Source organism: Micromonospora sp. NPDC020750 (assembly GCF_044334565.1).
In the GTDB taxonomy this organism is placed as follows: Bacteria; Actinomycetota; Actinomycetes; order Mycobacteriales; family Micromonosporaceae; genus Micromonospora.
Map to the genome: position 1 here is coordinate 91,979 of NZ_JBIRTH010000013.1, position 19,344 is coordinate 111,322.

Below are 19,344 nucleotides of genomic sequence, written 5' to 3' on the forward strand. Positions count from 1 at the left end.
CGGCTCCGGCGATCAGCTGCCGGAGCCGAGTGCCCGCTCGATCAGACTGTCGACGTCCATGGCGTCGATGAGCTCGTCGTCGGCCGCCTGCGTCGACTCGGGGCCCTCGTCGGAGGCTGCGGCCCCGCCCGCCCCGGCGTCGGCCAGGCCGAGCAACGCTTCGAGGACACCGGCCTCCTTGAACCGTTCGAACGGCACCGAGGCCAGGATCCGCCGTACGTCCTCCTCACGGGTGTCCACGTCGTCCTCGGCCCCGAGTAGCTCCGAGCGCAGGTATTCGACCACCGCCTGCGGGGTCGGATAGTCGAAGATCAGGGTGGCCGGCAACCTCAGCCCGGTGGCGGTGATCAGGCTGTTGCGGAAGTTGACGGCCGCCAGCGAGTCGAAGCCGGCCTCCTGGAACGCCTGGGCCGGACCGACCCCGTCGGCACCACTGTGACCGAGGACCGTGGATGCCTGGCTCCGCACCAGCCGGAGCAGGATCCGATCCTGTTCGGCCTCCCCGGCCGCGCGCAGCGAGGTCGTCAGCGACGACGCGTTTTCCGTGGAGTCGTCGGAGGGCTGTGCCGCCTCGATCGCCGCCGCGGCCTCCGGCAGGTCGTCGAAGAGCGGGCTGGTGCGGGCCGACGTGAACGGCACGATGAAGGCGCGCCAGTCCATGTCGGCGACGACCACCGATTCCGTGGCGGCCTGGATCGCCTGGTCCAGTGCGGCCATCGCCGTGTCGGGTGTCATCGGGATGACGCCGCGCCGCCGGAGCTGGGCCAGCGTCTCCTCGTCCATCCCCGCGCCGGCCGCGGTCAGCGCACCCCAGGCGATCGCCTGCGCCGGGACGCCGTCTGCTCGAAGGCGCCGCACCAGCGCGTCGAGGACCGCGTTCGCCGCGCCGGCGGCTGCTTGACCGCCGCCGCCCCAGATGCCGGCGATCGAGGAGAAGACGACGAACGCGTCGAGTGGAAGTTCCGCCGTCAGCTCGCTCAGCCGGACCGCAGTGTCCACCTTGGCCCGGAAGACCTCGCTGACCTCCACGTCACCGGTCTCGTCGATCGGTTTGGTCAGGGACAGGTCGGCAGCGTGGATGACCGCGGTCACCGGGTGGCCCGGAGCGTGCACGAGGCCGGCGAGCGCGTCCCGGTCGGCGTCCGCGCACGACTCGACGACGGTGCCGCTGGCCAGCTTCGCCAGCTCGTCGCGCAGTGACTCGACGCTCTCGCCGGGCTCGCCCTCGCCGGTCGTGACCACCAATCGCTCCGCGCCTGCCTGCGCCAGCCACAACGAGACGTACCGGCCGAGGCCCTCCGCGCCGCCGGTGACCAGGACCGTCCCCCGCGGCCGCCAACGCCGTTCGCTCCCGGTCCCGGCCGGACCGGTGGCCCGCCGCAGGCGCCGGACGTGGACGCCGGACCGCCGGATCGCGACCTGGTCCTCACCGGACGCCCCGCTCAGCACGCCGAGCAGGTGCCGGACGGCCCGGCCGTCCGGTTCGGCGGGCAGGTCGATCAAGCCGCCCCAGCGGTCCAGGCGCTCGAGTGCGGCCGCCCGGCCCAGGCCCCACACCGCCGCCTGGGCCACGTGGGACGCCCCGGCGACGGCGTCGCGGGCATCGACGCTGACCGCGCCCTGGGTCAGGCACCACAGGGGCGCGGTGGTGCCGGCTGCGGCGAGCGCCTGGATCAGGGTCAGGGTGGCGGTGGTGAGCGCGACCGGGTCCGGCCGGTCGCGCTCGGTCCGGTCAGGGAGTGCCAGCAGGGACAGGATTCCGATCACCCCGTCGTCGGCCAGGACTCCGCCGAGCCGGCGGGTGAGCTCGTCGGTGGACAGGCCGGGTTCCACCGCGCAGGGCACCACGTCGAGGCCGTTGGCCCGCAACTGGTCGAGCAGACCCTCGCGGGAGACGTCCGCGGACTCCGGCGTGATGACGAGCCAGCGACCGGCGGGCACACCCAGGGCCTCGCGCTGGGGCGGGACCCAGCCGATCGCGTACCGGAGTTTCGCCGAGACCGACCAGGTCTCGCGTGCCCTCCGCCAGCCGGCGATGGCCGGCAGCACCGCGTCCAGGGCATCGCTCTGGTCGGCGGACAGTTCGAGCATGGTGGCCAGAGCCGCCGGATCGGCGTCCTCGATCGCGTTCCAGAAGCCGGCATCCGTCGCCTGGCCGCCCGGTCCGTCATCGTCCGGAGCGGCTTCGGTCAGCCAGAAGTGCTGGCGGTCGAAGGCATAGGTGGGCAACTCGGCCGGGTGCCGGGGCCGGTGCGCCGGCAGTGCCGAGCTCCAGTCGACCGGCACACCGCCGACGAAGAGCCGCGCGGCCGCGGCGAGGAAGGATGCCGGACCATCGGCGTCCCGGCGCAGCGTGCCGGAGACGATCGGGCGCCCGCCGCCGCGGGGCCGGGCGCCCGAGTCCGCGTCGTCGATGACGTCGGTCATCGGCTGCACCAGGACCGGATGCGCGCTGACCTCCAGGAAAACTCCGAAACTCTGGGTCAGCAGGCTCGCCACGGCCGGGCCGAAGCCGACCGGCTGCCGCAGGTTCTGATACCAGTAGTCCGCGCCGAGCAGGTCGCCACCGTCGATCCAGCCACCGGTCACCGTGGAGTAGAACGGAATGCGCGGAGGCCGGGTGTCGATCCCGCTCAACGCCGTCGCCAGGACGTCCTCGATGCGCTCGACGTGGCGGGTGTGCGAGGCGTAGTCCACCGGCACCTTGCGGGTCCGTACGCCCTCCCGCGTCAAGGACTCCAGAGCCTCGGCCAGCGACTCCTCGTCGCCGGCGATGACCACCGAGGACGGGCCGTTCACCACGGCCACCTCGAGCCGGCCGGGCCAGGCGGCCAGCCGGTCGTTCGCCTCGCCCGCGCCGAGCATCACCGACGCCATGCCGCCACGGCCCGACAGTGTGGTCGCGATCGCCTGGCTGCGCACCGCGACGACGCGGGCCGCATCGGCCAGCGACAGCGCACCGGCGACGCACGCCGCCGCGATCTCCCCCTGGGAGTGGCCCACCACCGCGTCGGGCCGCACGCCCACCGACTCCCAGAGCGCGGCCAGGCCGACCATCATCGCGAAGCTCGCCGGCTGGACGACGTCCACCCGATCGAGGGTCTGTTCGTCCACCTCGCCGCGCAGGACATCGGTCAGCGACCAGTCCACCCAGGGTTCGAGCGCCCGCGCGCACTCGTCGATCCGCGCCCGGAAGACCGCGGAACTGTCCAGCAGCGCGCGCCCCATGCCGGTCCATTGCGATCCCTGGCCAGGGAAGACGAGAACCAGCCGGCCGGGTGCTCCGGAGCCGACCACGCTGCCCGTGGTCAGGTTGGGTGCCACCTCGCCGCGGGCGAGCGCGGCGAGGCCGGTCAGCGCCTCGTCTCGCGAGCCGGCCAGCACGACCGCTCGCTCCGGCAACGTCGCCCGGCCGTGCACCAGGGCGTCGGCCATCGCCGGCAGCGCCGGTTCGCCGGTCTGAGCGGGGGTGTCCAAAGACGTCCGCAGCCGGGTGGCCTGCGCGGCGAGTGACCGGACGCTCTTGGCGGACACCACCAGCGGCACGACGTTCGTCGCGAGCCCCTTCACCGGGTCCGAATCCTCGGACGGGGCGGTCGTGGCCTCCTCGGACGGGGCCTGCTCGAGGATCAGGTGCGCGTTGGTTCCGCTGGCGCCGAACGCGGAGACGCCGACCCGTCGGGGCCGACCGGTCTCCGGCCACTCCCGCGGCTCGGTCAGCAGGGCAAGGGTGCCAGCCGACCAGTCCACCTGTCCGGTCGGTTCCTCGACGTTGATGGTCGGCGGCAGCACTCCGTGCCGCAGCGCCTCGACCATTTTGATCACACCGGCCACGCCGGCGGCCGCCTGGGTGTGCCCGATGTTGGACTTCAAGGACCCGAGCCACAGCGGCTGCTGCGCATCCCGGGCCTTCCCGTACGTGGCGAGCAACGCCCCCGCCTCGATCGGGTCGCCGAGTACCGTGCCGGTTCCGTGGGCTTCCACCGCGTCGACGTCGGCCGGACCCAGCCCGGCCGAGGCGAGTGCCCGCCGGATCACCCGTTGCTGCGCCACCCCGTTCGGTGCGGTCAGCCCGTTCGACACACCGTCGGAGTTGACCGCCGACCCGCGAACCGTGGCCAGCACACGATGGCCACGCTGCCGGGCCACCGAGAGCCGCTCCAGGAGCACGACGCCGACACCCTCCGACCAGCCGGTGCCGTCCGCGGCGGACGAGAACGCCTTGCACCGGCCGTCGGCGGAGAGCCCGCGCTGGCTGGAGAACTCGACGAACGCCTCTGGGCTGGCCATCACTGTGGCCCCGCCGGCCAGCGCCATCGTGCATTCGCCCAGCCGGAGCGCCTGCGCGGCCTGGTGGATCGCGACCAGCGAGGACGAGCACGCGGTGTCCAGGGTCACCGCAGGCCCCTCGAAGCCGAAGACGTACGCGATCCGTCCCGAGGCGACGCTCGGCGACGTGCCGGTCATGACGTATCCCCGGACCTCCTCGGGAATCCGGCTCAGCCGGGTCGCGTAGTCGTGGTGCACGATCCCGGTGAACACGCCGACCTCTTCGCCCCGGGCGGACAGCGGGTCGATGCCGGCCCGCTCCATGGCCTCCCAGGACGCCTCCAGGAGCAGCCGTTGCTGCGGGTCCATGGCCAGCGCCTCGCGCGGGGAGATCCCGAACAGCCCGGGGTCGAACTGGGCGGCGTCGTAGAGGAAGCCACCCGACCGGGTGTAGGTGGTCCCGGGGTGCGCGGGATCCGGATGGTAGAGCCCGTCGGTGTCCCAACCCCGGTCGGCGGGGAAGCCGGAGACCGCGTCGCGTCGCTCGATGACCAGCCGCCACAGGTCGTCCGGGCTCTCCACGCCGCCGGGCAGCCGTACGCCCATGCCGATGATCGCGATGGGCTCGTCGGGGTCGGCCACGGGCGCCGGAGCCCGATCGGTCACCTCGGCGACCTCGCCGGACATCTCGCTCGCCAGGTGCGCCGCCAGGACCCGCGGCGTCGGATAGTCGAAGACGGCCGTCACCGGCAGATCGACGCCCGTGAGGTCACGTAGCCGGTTGCGCAGCCGGACGCCGCCCAGCGAATCGAAGCCCAGGCTCTTGAACGACTGGTCGTCGTCCATCGCGTCGAGATCGGCCCGCTGGTAGCCCACCACGACCGCCACCGACTCCCGGATCACCTCGAGCGCGACCCGTTCGCGTTCGTCCCGGGACCGGTCCGCCAACCGGGCGGCGACGCTCTTCTGAGCGTCCTCCTGGCCGCCGGCCGGCCCGGCCGTGACCGCGGGGACCGCATCGCCGAGCGGTGCCTGGTCGAGCCAGTACCGCCGGCTCTGGAACGCGTAGGTCGGCAGCTCGGTGGCCAGGGCCGAGGCGGATCCGGCCGGCCGGCCGACGACCGCGGGCCAGTCCAGGGCCACGCCGCGGACGTGCAGTTCGCCCAGGGCCGCCACCGTGTCGGCGACTTCCGCGCCGTCCGAGCGCAGCGTCGCGACGCAGGACACCGTCGACGATTCCAGGCTCTCCGACGCCATCGTGGTGAGCACGCCCCCCGGCCCGAGCTCCAGGAAGGTCGTCACGCCCTGATCGCGCAGCGAGGTGACGGCGTCCCCGAAACGGACCGTGGCCCGCACCTGCTCGACCCAGTAGTCGGCGGTGGCGAACCGCTGTCCGGCGTCCGGCCGGCCGGTGACCGTGGACACGACGGGCACCCGGCCCGGCCGGTAGGTCAGTGACTCGGCGACCTCCCGGAACCCGGCGAGCATCGGCCGCATCAGCGGCGAGTGGAAGGCGTGGCTCACCGGCAGCCGGCGGGTCTTGTGGCCGAGCTGGGCGAGATCGCTCGCCACCCACAGCACGGCCACCTCGTCACCGGACAGCACCAGCGACCGGGCGCTGTTGACCGCCGCGACGCCGACGACGCCGGGTGCCTCCACGAGCGACGGTGTCACCTCGGCCTCGCTCGCCTGGACGGCGACCATGGCTCCGCCGGTAGGCAGCGCCTGCATCAGCCGGGCCCGCGCGGCGACCAGCTTCCCCGCGTCGGCCAGGTCGAGCACCCCGCTGACGTGCGCGGCGGTGATCTCCCCGATGGAGTGGCCGGCGACCAGGTCCGGGCGCAGCCCCCACGACTCGTAGAGCCGGTACAGGGCGGTTTCCAGGGCGAACAGGCCGGCCTGGGTGTAGATCGTCTGATCGATCAGCCGGCCGTCCTCCGCGCCCGGGGCGGCGAAGACGACGTCGGACAGCGGCGCCGTGGCATGACCGGCCCAGTGCTTCTCGACAGCCCGGCAGGCGGCGGTGAACGCCTCGGCGAAGACCGGGAAGGCGGCCGCGAGGTCCCGGCCCATGCCGGGCCACTGACTGCCCTGCCCGGTGAACAGCACGGCCAGCTTGCCGTCGACCGGGGCGCCACCGATGGCCGGCGCGGAACCCTCGGCCAGGCTGCGCAGATCGCCGACCAGCTCGTCGCGGTGCCGGACCACCAGGACCGCCCGCCGGTCGAGCTGCGCCCGGCCGGTGGCCAGCGCGAGGGCGATGTCGGCGGGCTCCAGCTCCGGCCGCGATGCCACGAAGTCCGCCAGCCGGTCGGCCTGGGCCCGCAGCGCGGCGGGGGTGCGACCGGAGACCGGAACCGGCACGCAGAGGCCGTCCGAGGGCCGATCCAGGGCGGGGTCCTCGGTCATCTCGCCGGCGTCGGGCCCGGCGGTCTCCTCGCCGGCCTCCTCCAGGATGACGTGAGCGTTGGTCCCGCCGATGCCGAACGACGACACACCGGCCCGGCGCGGCCGTCCGGCAAGGGGCCAGTCGCGGCGTTCGGTGAGCAGTCGGACCGCGCCCGCCGACCAGTCCACGTGCGTCGACGGCCGGTCGACGTGCAGCGTCCTCGGCAGGACGCCGTGCCGCATGGCCAGCACCATCTTGATCACGCCCGCGACGCCGGCCGCGGCCTGGGTGTGGCCGATGTTCGACTTCACCGACCCGAGCCAGAGCGGGCGGTCGGCCGGCCGGTCCCGGCCGTAGGTCTCCAGCAGCGCCTGCGCCTCGATCGGGTCGCCGAGCGTGGTCCCGGTGCCGTGCCCCTCGACGACGTCGACCTCGTCGCCCCGCAGTCCGGCCGCAGCGAGCGCCTTGCGGATCACGCGCTGCTGCGACGGGCCGTTCGGCGCGGTGAGGCCGTTGGAGGCGCCGTCGGAGTTCACCGCCGTCCCGCGGACCAGCGCCAGCACCCGGTGGCCCCGCGCACGGGCCTGGGACAGCGGCTCGACCAGAAGCAGCCCCACCCCCTCCGACCAGCCGGTACCGTCGGCCGCGTCGGCGAACGCCTTGCAGCGGCCGTCGGGGGCCAGCCCCCGCTGCCGCGAGAACTCGACGAAGGTCTCCACCGTGCCCATCACCATCACGCCGCCCGCCAGCGCCATCGAGCACTCGCCGTTCCGGATGGCCTGCACGGCCAGGTGCAGAGTCACCAGCGAGGACGAGCAGGCGGTGTCCACGGTGATCGCCGGGCCCTCCAGGCCCAGGTGGTAGGCCACCCGTCCGGAGACGACGCTGCCCGAGCCGCCGGTCAGGCGGAAGCCCTCCACGCCGGACGCGTGGTGCGTGAGCACGGTCCAGTCGTGGCTGTTGACCCCGACGAACACGCCGACGTCCTGGGCGGCCAGGCCGTGCGGGTCGATGCCGGCCCGTTCGAGCAGCTCCCACGAGGCCTCCATGACCAGCCTCTGCTGCGGGTCCATCGCCAGTGCCTCCTGCGGCGAGATGCCGAAGAAGGCGGCGTCGAACGCGCCGGGGTCGTCGAGGAAGGCGCCGTGGCGGACGTAGGTGGTGCCGGGGTGGTCGGGGTCGGGATCGAACAGCCGGTCGGTGTCCCAGCCGCGGTCGGTGGGGAACTTGGTGACCGCGTCGGTCTCCGCAGCGAGAATCCGCCACAGGTCCTCGGGGCTGCGTACGCCGCCGGGGAACCGGCAGGCCATCGCGACGATGGCGATCGGCTCCTCGGCCGTCGCCCTCGGCTCCGCGGTGGCCGGCTGGGTCTGGGCCTGCGCGTCGTCGAGGAGCTTGGCCTGCAGGTGGGCCGCCAGCGACCGAGGCCGCGGGTAGTCGAAGATCATCGCGGGGGACAGGGTCAGCCCGGTCTCGGCAGCGAGCCGGTTGCGCAGTTCGAGCGCGGTGAGCGAGTCGAAACCCGAGTCCTTGAACGTCCGGTCGAGCCGGATCGCGTCGGTGCCCGCATGGCCGAGGACGAGGGAGCACTGCCGGCGGATCAGGTCGACCAGTGCGTCGAGCTGCTCCGCCGGGGGCAGCGCGCTGATCCGGCCGGACGAGGAGGCCGGCGCCGCCGGAGCCGGCCGCACGGTCGCACCGGCCGGGGTGACCGGCTGCCCAGCCGGTACCAGACCGCGCAGCACGGACGGCACCCGCGAGCCATTGGCCGCTTGCAGCGCGGCCGGGTCGAACCCGGCCGCGACCACGGCCGCGCCGGCGTCGTCACCGGCCCGCAGGGCCTGGTCGAACAACGCCATCCCGTCGCCGTCGGACAGGCCGATCATGCCGACGTCCCGGTTCCGCCGGTGGTCGGCGTGGCTGAGGTGGCGGGTCAGGCCGCTGGCCCGATCCCAGTAGCCCCAGGCGATCGAGACCGCCGCCAGGCCGGCGTGCCGCCGTTCCCGCGCCACGGCGTCCAGTGCCGCGTTGGCTGCGGCGTAGTTGCCCTGCCCCGGGTTGCCGAGCACGCCCGCGGCCGAGGAGTAGAGGACGAAGGCGGCGAGATCGAGGTCGCGGGTGAGGTCGTCCAGGTGTCGGGCCGCGTCGACCTTCGCCCCGAACACGGCGTCGACGCGGTGCGGGTCGAGCTCGGTGATCACCGCGTCGTCCAGTACCCCGGCGGTGTGCACGACCGCGGTCAGCGGGTGTTCCGCTCCGACCGTGGCCAGCAACGCCGCCACCTGCTCGCGGTCCGCCACATCGGCGGCCACGAGCCGGACGGTCGCGCCGAGCCCGGCCAGTTCGTCGTGCAGCGCCGCGGCGCCGCCGGCCTCGGGGCCGCGACGGCTGGCCAGGATCAGCCGGCGGACACCGTGCTCGGCGACGAGGTGCCGCGCGGTCACCGCCGCGAGCGTTCCGGTACCACCGGTGATCAACACAGTGCCGCCGGGGTCGAGCGGCCGGGACGCGGGTGCAGGCGCGACCGGCCGCAGCCGCGCCAACCGGGGCACGAGCACCCGGCTGTCCCGGAGCCTCAGCTGTGGTTCACCGCTCCGCACGGCCGCGATGACGGAGGCGGTCGCCCGGGCCGCCTGGTCGGCGGCCACCAGCACGAGCCGGCCCGGGTGCTCCGACTGGGCGGACCGGACCAGCCCCCAGACGGCGCTGGTGGCGATCCCGTCGTCGTCCTGCGTGACGATCACGAGCCGGGCGTCGTCCTCGCCGGGCCGGGCGAGGAACGCCTGGATCAGCTCGAGCACCTCGACGACCGCCGCGCGCGGGTCGCCGTCCGAGACGTCGGCCTCGTGGATCAGCAGGGTCGCCGGCGCGTCGGCGATCCCGGCGGCACCGGTCACGTAATGGGCGGCGAGGCCGGGCGTCGAGGTGTCCCGGGGCATCGGACGGTCGACCCAGTCCAGGCGGAAGAGGTTTGCGGTGGACGCGCGCTGCCCGGCGACCAGCTCGGCCACCGCCAGCACCGGCTGCCCGGCCGGATCGGCCAGCTCGACGCGGAAGGCCAGTCCGTCCCCGGCGGACGTGGACCGGACGCCGACAGTGTCGGCCCCGGACGCCAGGAGCCGGACGCCTCGCCAGGTCTTCGGCCGCTGATCGGGGGAGAGGACGGTCCGGACCGCCGCGTCGAGCAGTGCCGGGTGGATGCCGTAGCGCTGCGCGTCCGGCCGCTCGGCGTCGTCGAGGGCGACCTCGGCGGCGGGTACACCGGCGACCTCGGCGGCGGGTCGAGCCGCCGGTGCCACGGTGCCGGTGGCGTGCGGCGTCCACTCCTCGGCGGCGCCCGCGCCGGACGGACCCGAGTAGACCGTCAGCGACCGCCGGTGGGCAGCGTCCGGCTGCCCCACGAGGATCCGTACGTCGAGGCTGCCGTGGCGGGGCAGCACGACGGACCGGTCGATGGTCAGCTCCTCGACGACCGGGGCGCCGGCCAGGTCACCCGCCCACAGCGCCAGCTCGACGAGGGCCGCCTCCGGTACCTCGACCGCGTTCTCGTCGCCGTTCGACCAGGGCAGGAGCGACGCGGACCACCGCCCGGTCGCGACCAGGCCACCGGAATCGGGCAGCCGGACGAGCGCGCCGAGCAGCGGGTGCCCGGCGTCGTCCAGGCCCAGGCCGGACGCGTCGGCGGCCGCCACCGGACGTCGCCAGAACCGCCGCCGCTCGAACGGGTAGGTCGGCAGGTCGATCCACGCGGCCTCGCCGGCCGCCGGGAGCAGGCCGCACCAGTCCACCGGGACGCCGCGGACGAACAGTTCGGCCATCGAGCGCACCAGGCGGCCGATTCCGCCGTCGTCCCGGCGCAGCGAACCGGCGACGACCGCTTCCGAGCCCGCCTCGTGGACGGCCTCGGCGACCGGCTGGACGAGCACCGGGTGGGGGCTGACCTCGACGAACGCGCCGAAGCCCTGCTCCAGAAGGCGGTCGATCGTCGGACCGAACCGGACCTGGTGCCGCAGGTTGCGGTACCAGTAGTCGCCGTCCAGCGCACCGTCGGCCCGGCCCGCGGTCACGGTCGAGTGGAAGGGCACCGCGGGCTCGGCGGGCGACAGCCCTGCCAGCGCCACCGCCAGACGCTCCCGGACGGCCTCGACCTGGTCGCTGTGCGATGCGTAGTCGACTGCCACCCGCCGTACGTCGACACCGGACTCGGCCAGTTCGCGCAATGCCTCGGTCAGGGCCTGCGGGTCACCGGAGAGCACCACCGAGGACGGGCCGTTGACCGCGGCGACCTGCACCCGGCCGTCCCACTTCGCCAGCCGCGCTGTCGCGTCGGAGGCGTCGAGGCGTACCGAGGCCATGCCGCCCCGGCCGGACAGGGTCTCGGCGATCATCTGGCTCCGGACCACGACGACCCGCATGGCGTCATGTAGCGACAGCGCTCCGGCGACGTAGGCCGCGGCGATCTCGCCTTGCGAGTGGCCCACCACCGCGTCGGGCCGCACCCCGGCCGACGCCCACAGCGCGGCCAGTCCGGCCATCATCGCGAAACTCGCCACCTGGATGACGTCGACGCGTTCCAGCAGTTCCTGGTCGGCCTCGCCGCGCAGCACGTCGATCAGCGACCAGTCTGCCCACTCGGTCAGCAGCCGAGCGCACTCCTGGACGACCTCGGCGAACGCGGGGGAGGTGTCGAGCAGTTCACGGCCCATCCCGGCCCACTGCGCGCCCTGCCCCGGGAAGATCAGCACGACGCCGGACGACGCGTCGGAGGTGGCGCTGTCGCGTACGACGAGGGGACTGGCCTCGTCACGGGCCAGTGCGCGCAGACCCGCCAGCGCCTCGTCCCGGGAGCCGGCCAGCACGACCGCGCGCTCGTCCATGGTCGTCCGCCGGGAGGCCAGCGCCACGGCGACGTCGACCCACGACGACTCGTCGGCGGTCTGGACCAGCGAGACCAGCCGGTCCGCCAGCCGGTTGAGCGCCCGCGCTCCGCGGGCGGACAGGATCAGGGGCACGATCCGGGGCGCCGGTGGCGCCGGCTGCCGGACGGCCGGCTGCCGGGGTGCTTCCTCCAGAATGACGTGGGCGTTCGTTCCGCTCAGGCCGAAGCTGGAGATTCCCGCGCGACGAGGACGCCCACGGTGCGGCCAGGGCCGGCTTTCCGTCAGCAGCGCGACCGCGCCGGACGACCAGTCGACGCGCGATGTCGGCTCGTCCACGTTGAGCGTCGCCGGCAGCACGCCGTACCGAAGCGCCTGGACCATCTTGATCACGCCGGCGACGCCGGCTGCGGCCTGGGTGTGGCCGATGTTCGATTTGAGTGAGCCGAGCCACAGGGGCTGGTCGGCGTCCCGGTCCCGGCCGTAGGTGGCCAGCAACGCCTCGGCCTCGATCGGGTCGCCCAGAACGGTCCCGGTCCCGTGTCCCTCCACCGCGTCGACGTCCGCAGGACCCAGATCGGCCGATGTCAGTGCCTGCCGGATGACCCGTTGTTGCGCCTCACCACTCGGTGCGGTGAGACCGTTCGACGCGCCGTCGGAGTTCACCGAGGAGCCGCGCAGCACGGCCAGGATCCGGTGCCCGTTGCGGCGGGCATCGCCGAGGCGTTCCAGGACCAGCACCCCGGCGCCCTCCGCCCACGCGGTGCCGTCGGCGGCCGAGGCGTAGGACTTGCACCGGCCGTCGGCGGCCAGTGCCCGCTGCCGCGAGAACTCAACGAACGACTGAGGGGTGGCCATCACCGTGGCCCCGCCGGCCAAGGCCAGCGAGCATTCGCCGCGGCGCAGCGCGTGGGCAGCCAGATGTAGCGTGACCAGCGACGACGAGCACGCCGTGTCCACGGTGATCGCCGGTCCCCGCAAGCCGAGCAGGTAGGAGATCCGGCCCGACGCGACGCTGCCCGCGGTTCCGGTCGTCTGGAAGGCTTCGAGCTCCTCGGGCACGGGACCGCTGGTGCCGTAGCCCTGTTCCATCAGGCCGACGAAGACCCCGGCATCGGCGCCCCGCAACGACGAGGCGTCGATGCCCGCGTGCTCCAGCGCCTCCCACGAAATCTCCAGCAGCACCCGCTGCTGCGGGTCCATGGCGAGCGCTTCGCGCGGGGAGATCCCGAAGAAGTCGGCGTCGAACTCCGCCGCGCCGTCGAGGAACCCGCCGCGGTCGACATACGAGGTCCGGGCGCGGCCCGGGTCGGCGTCGAACAGGCGCTCCAGGTCCCAGCCACGGTCGGCCGGGAAGGGCCCGGACGCCTCCCGACCCTCGCTGACCAGATTCCACACGTCGTCCGGTCCGGTGATTCCACCCGGCAGCCGGCAGGCCATCCCGATGATCGCGATCGGCTCGTCGGTCCCGGACGGCGTGCCGACGGCGGTGTCGGTGGCCCCGTCGGTGGCCGTGTCGCCGACCAGTTCGGTGTGCAGGAACGCGGCCAGCGCGCGCGGCGTCGGATGGTCGAACGCCGCTCCGGTCGGCAGCTTCAGACCGGTCCTGGCCATCAGCCGCGTACGCAGCTCGACGATCGCGGCCGAGGCGCATCCGAGATCCCGGAAGGTCCGGTCGGCCGGGACGCCGGCGGTGCCGAGCCGGTTGAGCGTCGCCGCGGTCTCGTCGCGGACCAGGGCCTGAAGCAGCGCATGTTGCGCGTGCCGGTCCAGGCGGCCCAGTTCTGCCCGGAGGGCGGACGTCGTGTCGTCGAGTCCGTCGAGGACGAGCGGCTCCGGGAAGATGTCACGCAGCAGAGCGGGCACGCCCGCCCCCGGCTCCGGCCGGCGCGGACGCAGGGCGAACAGCGGTGCCGGGTCCGAGGTGGTTAGGAGCGTGTCGACCGCGAACAGCCCGTCACGCGCCCAAGGCGAACCCGGAGTGTCCCCGGCCGGTTCGCACCAGGTCAGCACCGCTCCGGCCAGCCCACGCCGACGGCGATCGTAAACCACGGCGTCCACCATGGCCGCCGAGACCGCCCGGCCGGGGTCCGCCGTCTTGGTGACCTCGTACGGGTCGGCGATCGCGATGAACGAGGTCCGATCGGAGTCCGCGGCGGTGCTCAGCTTCCTGGCCAGCTCCGAGTCGCCGTCGGCGAGGATCACCGCGGCGGCGGGGCCCGGTGAGATCGTGGACTCCCACTCAGCAGCGGCGGCGTCCCCGCTGGGGATCAGCAGCAGTCGCCCGTTCGGGTGGACGGAGGCCAGGTGGCGTGCCACCGCGGCGCCGCGTACGGTGTCCGCGCCCGTCAGCACTACGACACCGTCGGCGCCTGACCACGAATCTCGCATCGAACGATCCGGGACCGCCTGGCGGGTCAGCCGGGCCACCAGGAGCGCGCCGGACCGCAGCGCCCAGCGCGGTTCGTCGCGCAGGAGCGCGTACGGCACGGCGTCGATCGGCGATTCGTCGTCCAGGTCGACCAGGATTGCTCGGCTCCCCAGAACCCGGCCCGTCGCGGCCGCGAACATGGCCTGAGCCGGATCGGCCGGCTCATCCTCGGCCGACACCGTCACCGCCTGCCGGGTCAGGAGGACCAGCTGCCCCGATCCGACCCGAGCGGCCCACGCCGTCACCTCTTCGACCAGCTGCCGGGTCTCGGCGCATCGCTCCGCCCAGGTGCCCGGCGTTTCGGGCGCGAGCAGCACCGTCATCTCGGCGGCGTCGGCCGTGGCCAGGTCGGCGTAACAGGAGGACGGACCCACAACCGCGGCGAGGTCGGCCGCGCCCGAGCCCACGAACGCCCAGGTCGTCGGCGCAGGGCTGGCGGTGCCGTGAGACGGCGCGGGCACCCATTGCAGGCGCAGGACTCCGTCGTGCAACCCGCTTGCCGTGTACCGCAGCACGGCGGGCTGATCGGCCAGCCGGCGGCGCTGGATCTTGCCCGACGCGGTCCGCGGAACGCTGACCACCTCGTAGACCTCTTCGGGAATCTTGAACGTGGACAGCTCCCGGCGGCACCGTTCGATCACGGCCCCCACCTCGACGCCCGACGGATCCGCGACCACATAGGCGACGGGCACCTCGCCCAGCACCTCGTGCGGCCGGCCGGCCACGCCGACGTCGGCAATCCCCGGAGCGACGCGAAGGACCGCCTCGATCTCCTCCGGATGGACGTTCTCGCCGCCCCTGATGATCAGATCGCTGATCCGGCCACAGATGGTGAAATAGCCGGCGGTGTCCCGGCGGGCGAGGTCACCCGTGCGATACCAGCCGTCCCGGAACGCCGCTGCGGTCGTCTCCGGTTTGTTGTGGTAGCCGGACGTCACGTTCGGTCCGCGCACCCAAACCTCGCCCTCGACGCCGACCGGCACGTCGCGGCAGGTCTCCGGGTCGACGATCCGGACATCCACACCGGGCACCGGAAGCCCGCACGACCCGTCGACGCGGACGCCTCCCGGCGGGTTCATGGTGATCGCGCCGCACGTCTCGGTGCTGCCGTACGCGTCGACCAGCGGCACCCCGAAATCCTCACGGAACGACCGGCACAGCTCGGGACCGGCGACCGCGCCCCCGACCAGCCCGATCCGTAGATCCGGCAGGGCGAGCCGGCGCTGCCGCCGCGCCTGCAGAAGGTAGTGATAGGTGGCCGGCACACCCGCCACAAAGGTGGCCCGGGTTTCCCGGGCGGCCTCCAGGAACTCGTCCCCGGAAGGGCTGTCCATGATCCGGGCGGTCGCGCCGACCACGGTCACCGCCAGCACGCACGCGATATGGGAAAGGCTGTGGAACAAGGGCAGCGGCCACAGCACGCGATCGTCCGCCGACAACCCCGGGATCGGAACGTAGCTCGCCGCGACCGAGTACAAGCAGTTGCGCTGGCTGGAGAGCACTCCCTTGGGTTCTTCGGTGGTCCCGGAGGTGTAAAAGATCCACGCCGTTTCCCCCAGACCCAGGTCGTCTGGGGCGGCTACCGCCGGTTCGCTCGCGGCGAGCTTCTGGTAGGCGTGGACCGACGTGTGCGCGGGTGCGTCGCCGGTCACCAAGAGGCGCGCGTCGGGGGCCAGGGACGGCGAGCGCAGGAAACCCGCCACGTGCACGGGGTCGGTGATGACGACGGCCGCCGCGCTGTCGGCCAGAAAATAGTCCAGTTCGGAGTCGGTGGACGCGGGGTTGACCGGTACCCCGACCGCGCCCGCGCGAAGGATGGCGAGGTAGCTCTCGATCGTCTCCACGCTGTTGCGTAGGCAGATCATCACCCGGTCGCCACGCCGCACACCGAGACCCATCAGATGTCCGGCCAGCCGCCGGGTCCGCGCCTCCAGATCGCCGTACGTGACCGCCCGCTTGTCGTCCTGGAAGGCGACCTTCTCGCCGAAGCTGTCCGCGTGCTCCCGCAACACCAGGGGGAGGGCTCTGATCAGTTCGGCGCGCACGGATCACACGTCCTCTCGTAGAGCGGACCCGGTCGGGCACCGGATGGGCGACACCCGTCGGCCCGCATTCGGAGGCTAGAAGCGGCCGTGCTGACCGGGCATCCCTCAGCCTGGTAAACGCCTCCACCGGAAAAGCCGTGGGCGGTGAGGCGACAGTTCCGGCTATCACCTCACCGCCCACGTCCTGTCAGCTCTGCGGCCGTCCGCAGGTGAAAAAGGGCCTGCAGCGGAGCCGTGGCATGCTCGCCGGCGCCGGTTTGCACCGCGGCGGGCAGCGCCTTCAGCTGGACTGTGGCGAGGTGCAGGGCGAGCGGGTCGGCGATGGTGGGGACGAGCCGGCACTGCTCCCCGTCCTCGTCCTCGACGTCCGCCTCGGTGAGAACCCCCGCGGCCTGCTGATCACGTGTGCGTGGCAGTCGTGCGGCACCCGGCTGAGGTCGCTCAGCGCGTTGCGTCCCAGGCCACGTCCGGGAGTGGCCACCGTGGTCATCACGCTCTTGCCTCAATCCCCGTCCCGCCGGGGCCAACGGCCTCAGGGCCGCGAGAAGTCGGCTGTTGAACGACTCCTTACGAAGGGACCCGGAGCTCCGTTCAAAGCCTTTGTGAAAGGGTGTGGCTTCCCTGAGGGGTTCTATACCCAGGCGATTGCGCGCGACGACGCCCGGTCTGGTAACGTTCAGCCTCGGCCGTGACAGACCCTTGAGGAGGTGAGACCCGTGAATGCTGGTTCGATGATGTGGGTGCTCCCCCTACCGGTCACGGCAGGCGATTGACGGAGACGTCGCAGGAGCGCCCCAAAGGCACTCCTGAAAGGCGACAGTTATTTACGTCACTACGCATCCCATCCCAGACCCCGTGAGGCCCGTGATCACGAGGGTCGCGGCAGATCAGTGGCATGCCGTTGAAGACGACTTGGTGGTCGGCCGCGGCGACACCATGCGCAGGCCCGACGGGCGACTGTTCATCAGCATCGACGCATGGCACGACGCGGTCTTCGACCGGCTGGCCGCCGCCATGCTGGCGGAACTGCCAGCGCCGCTACACACGATGGTCGACGCCGACGACTCGGATACGACCTCGAACTGGCGGCGAGCTGGCTTCGCCGCCCAGCGACGTGAGCGGCAGTACCTGTTGGTGCCCACCGAAGCGCAGACCACCGCCCGGCCTCCGGCCGGGGTGACTCTCACCGGCGGCGAGGGTGTTTTCCACGCCGAGGTCGAGGGCGCCGAGGTTGGTGTCATCCGGTTTCTGCCGCTGATGCGGGAGGACGGGACGCCGCGGATAGGGCGGTTCGTTTCCATTGAGGTCCGTGCCGACCAGCGGCGCCGTGGCATCGGCCGGGCGCTGCTGGTGCACGCGCTGGGTGCCCTGCACGCTGGCGGGTTCGATATCGCGACAGTCGACGTCGACGAAACCGACACCGCAGCGATTTCGCTGTTGGAGGGCGTCGGCGCCCGTCGCGCGAGCAGTAGCCTGGAGTTGATATGGCAAAAGTAAACCGGGGTATCGAAGTCAACGGCATCGTCGTCGAGTGCCTGAAAGACGCCCGCTTCAGGGTGCAGCTCGACAACGGGCACAAGGTGCTTGTGCACATCAGCGGGAAGCTCCGCAAGAACTTCATCAAGATCATGCTGGAGGACAGGGTGCTGGTGGAGCTGAGCCCCTATGACCTGACCCGCGGCCGGATCACCTACCGGTACCGGATGTAGCAGCCGGCAGAGCATGCCAAGACGGGAGCGGTGCGGATCCTCCCAGGGGATCCGCACCCTTCGAGGAGCGTCTGGGTCAGCCAGTTCACAGTGTCGCGTCGCTGGGAGCTTCTGCGACCCCTGATTTGGTGAGGCACTCGCCGCGCAGGTCCCGCCGCCGAGCAGGGTCGGCGGAGCGTTCGGGACGTTCAATTCGTGTGAGTGATTCGAAGATCTCTTCGGCTGTCTTGGTCCAGATGAACGGGCGTGGGTTGCTGTTCCAGTCAGCGATCCAGGCCCGAATGTCCGCTTCGAGGGACTGCGCGCTCTGGTGGGTGACACGGCGGATCCTCCGGTCGGTGAGGTGGCCGAACCAGCGTTCGACCTGGTTGATCCAGGACGAGCCGGTCGGGGTGAAGCACATGTGGAACCGGGGATGTTTCGCGAGCCAGGCCCGCACTGCCCGGGTCTTGTGAATGCCGTAGTTGTCGCAGACGAGGTGCACATCCAACTCGGCCGGTACCGCCTTGTCGATCGTGGTCAGGAACTCTCTGAACTCGACGGCGCGGTGCTGGCGATGCAACTCGCCGATCACAGTGCCGTCGGCGATGTTGAACACCGCGAGCAGGCTGGTGATCCCGTCGCGGGCGTAGTCCTGGGTACGCCGTTCGGGCATGCCGGGCATCATCGGCAGGACCGGCTGGGACCTGTCGAGGGCCTGGATCTGGCTCTTCTCGCCGACACAGAGCACGACGGCCCGTTCGGGCGGGTTGTGGTACAGGCCGACGACGTCAACGACCCTTTCGATGAACAGCGGGTCCGTGGACAGTGTGAACGTCTCGGCACGGTGGGGCTTGAGGCCGAAATCCCGCCAGATCCGTCCGATCGTGGACTTCGACAATCCCGACTTCTCGGCCATCGATGTGCGCGACCAGTGGGTGGCGTTACGCGGGGTCTGCTCCAACGTCGTCACCACCACGTACTCGACCCGGTCGAGGCTGATCGACGGCGGGCGGCCCGGGCGCTGCTCGTCCATCAGCCCGTCGAGCCCCAACGTCAGGAACCGCCGTCGCCACTTGCCCACCGTGGATACGTGGACTTCGAGATCCCTCGCGACGTCGGTGTTCGACGCGCCCTCGGCGCAGGCCAGGACGATCCGCGAACGCATCGCCAGGACCTGCGACGACTTCGCCGGCCGTGACCACCGCGTCAACGTCGCCCGCTCTTCGTCGGTCAGCGTCAGCGGCGCGGTGGGACGCCCGGTTCTTGGCATCCCACCCCCTACCCACTTATCAGGCGAATTTCCGGCGCAAAGCCCCGGTCGAACATCAGGCGGAGTTCAACAAGCAGCTCGCCGGTATCCGCGCTGCCGTCGAACGTGCGGTAGCCGACTTCAAGTGCTGGCGGATCTTCTCCGAGGAGGGCGGGTGTTTCCGCGCACTCATGGAGAATTTCGCAGAGTCCCTTACCGCCGTGGTCGGACTGCGCTTTTGCATTCATGTCCGTGACAATTTGATGATTCTGTTGTCGCACTCCAGCGACCTGGCCGGAAGTCTGCGGCGCGCCCTCATCAGTCAGGTTGGTAGTATTTCCGACGACGCCCGGACTTCCTTGCCTGGCCTATCTTCGGCTGCCTAGCGTAGCA

Annotated in this window: 4 protein-coding genes and 1 pseudogene; 3 read left to right on the forward strand and 2 right to left on the reverse strand. The window is 72.2% G+C overall.

What is annotated here, in order from left to right:
* Positions 1-12 precede the first annotated feature (12 nt).
* The gene (locus ACH4T9_RS29515) at positions 13-16,011 is read right to left on the reverse strand and encodes a type I polyketide synthase (RefSeq protein WP_396674480.1); all 15,999 of its coding nucleotides are present in this window, start codon (positions 16,009-16,011) and stop codon (positions 13-15) included.
* Between the two features lie 864 nt (positions 16,012-16,875).
* On the opposite strand from ACH4T9_RS29515, the gene ACH4T9_RS29520 reads away from it, so the two are divergent.
* Both ACH4T9_RS29520 and infA read left to right on the forward strand, forming a co-directional pair.
* Positions 16,876-17,508 (forward strand): GNAT family N-acetyltransferase, encoded by a 633-nt coding sequence (locus ACH4T9_RS29520; RefSeq protein WP_396674482.1) that lies wholly within the window; start codon positions 16,876-16,878, stop codon positions 17,506-17,508.
* Positions 17,496-17,720: a translation initiation factor IF-1 gene (gene infA / locus ACH4T9_RS29525; protein WP_387026116.1), complete on the forward strand. Its 225-nt coding sequence runs from the start codon at positions 17,496-17,498 to the stop codon at positions 17,718-17,720. The genes ACH4T9_RS29520 and infA overlap by 13 nt, the downstream gene beginning before the upstream one ends.
* Positions 17,721-17,913: 193 nt before the next feature.
* On the opposite strand, the pseudogene ACH4T9_RS29530 reads toward infA, so the two are convergent.
* A pseudogene (locus tag ACH4T9_RS29530) lies at positions 17,914-18,972 on the reverse strand (IS630 family transposase); the annotation flags it as partial.
* Here ACH4T9_RS29530 and ACH4T9_RS29535 point away from each other — a divergent pair.
* Positions 18,897-19,337 carry a transposase family protein gene (locus ACH4T9_RS29535; RefSeq protein ID WP_396674484.1) on the forward strand — a complete coding sequence of 147 codons (441 nt, stop codon included), beginning with the start codon at positions 18,897-18,899 and terminating at the stop codon, positions 19,335-19,337. The pseudogene ACH4T9_RS29530 and the gene ACH4T9_RS29535 sit on opposite strands and share 76 nt — an antisense overlap.
* Positions 19,338-19,344 lie beyond the last annotated feature (7 nt).

Coding starts and splice junctions, on each gene's coding strand:
- infA (WP_387026116.1), top strand. CDS start 17,496: ATGGCAAAAGTAAACCGGGGTATCGAAGTCAACGGCATCGTCGTCGAG.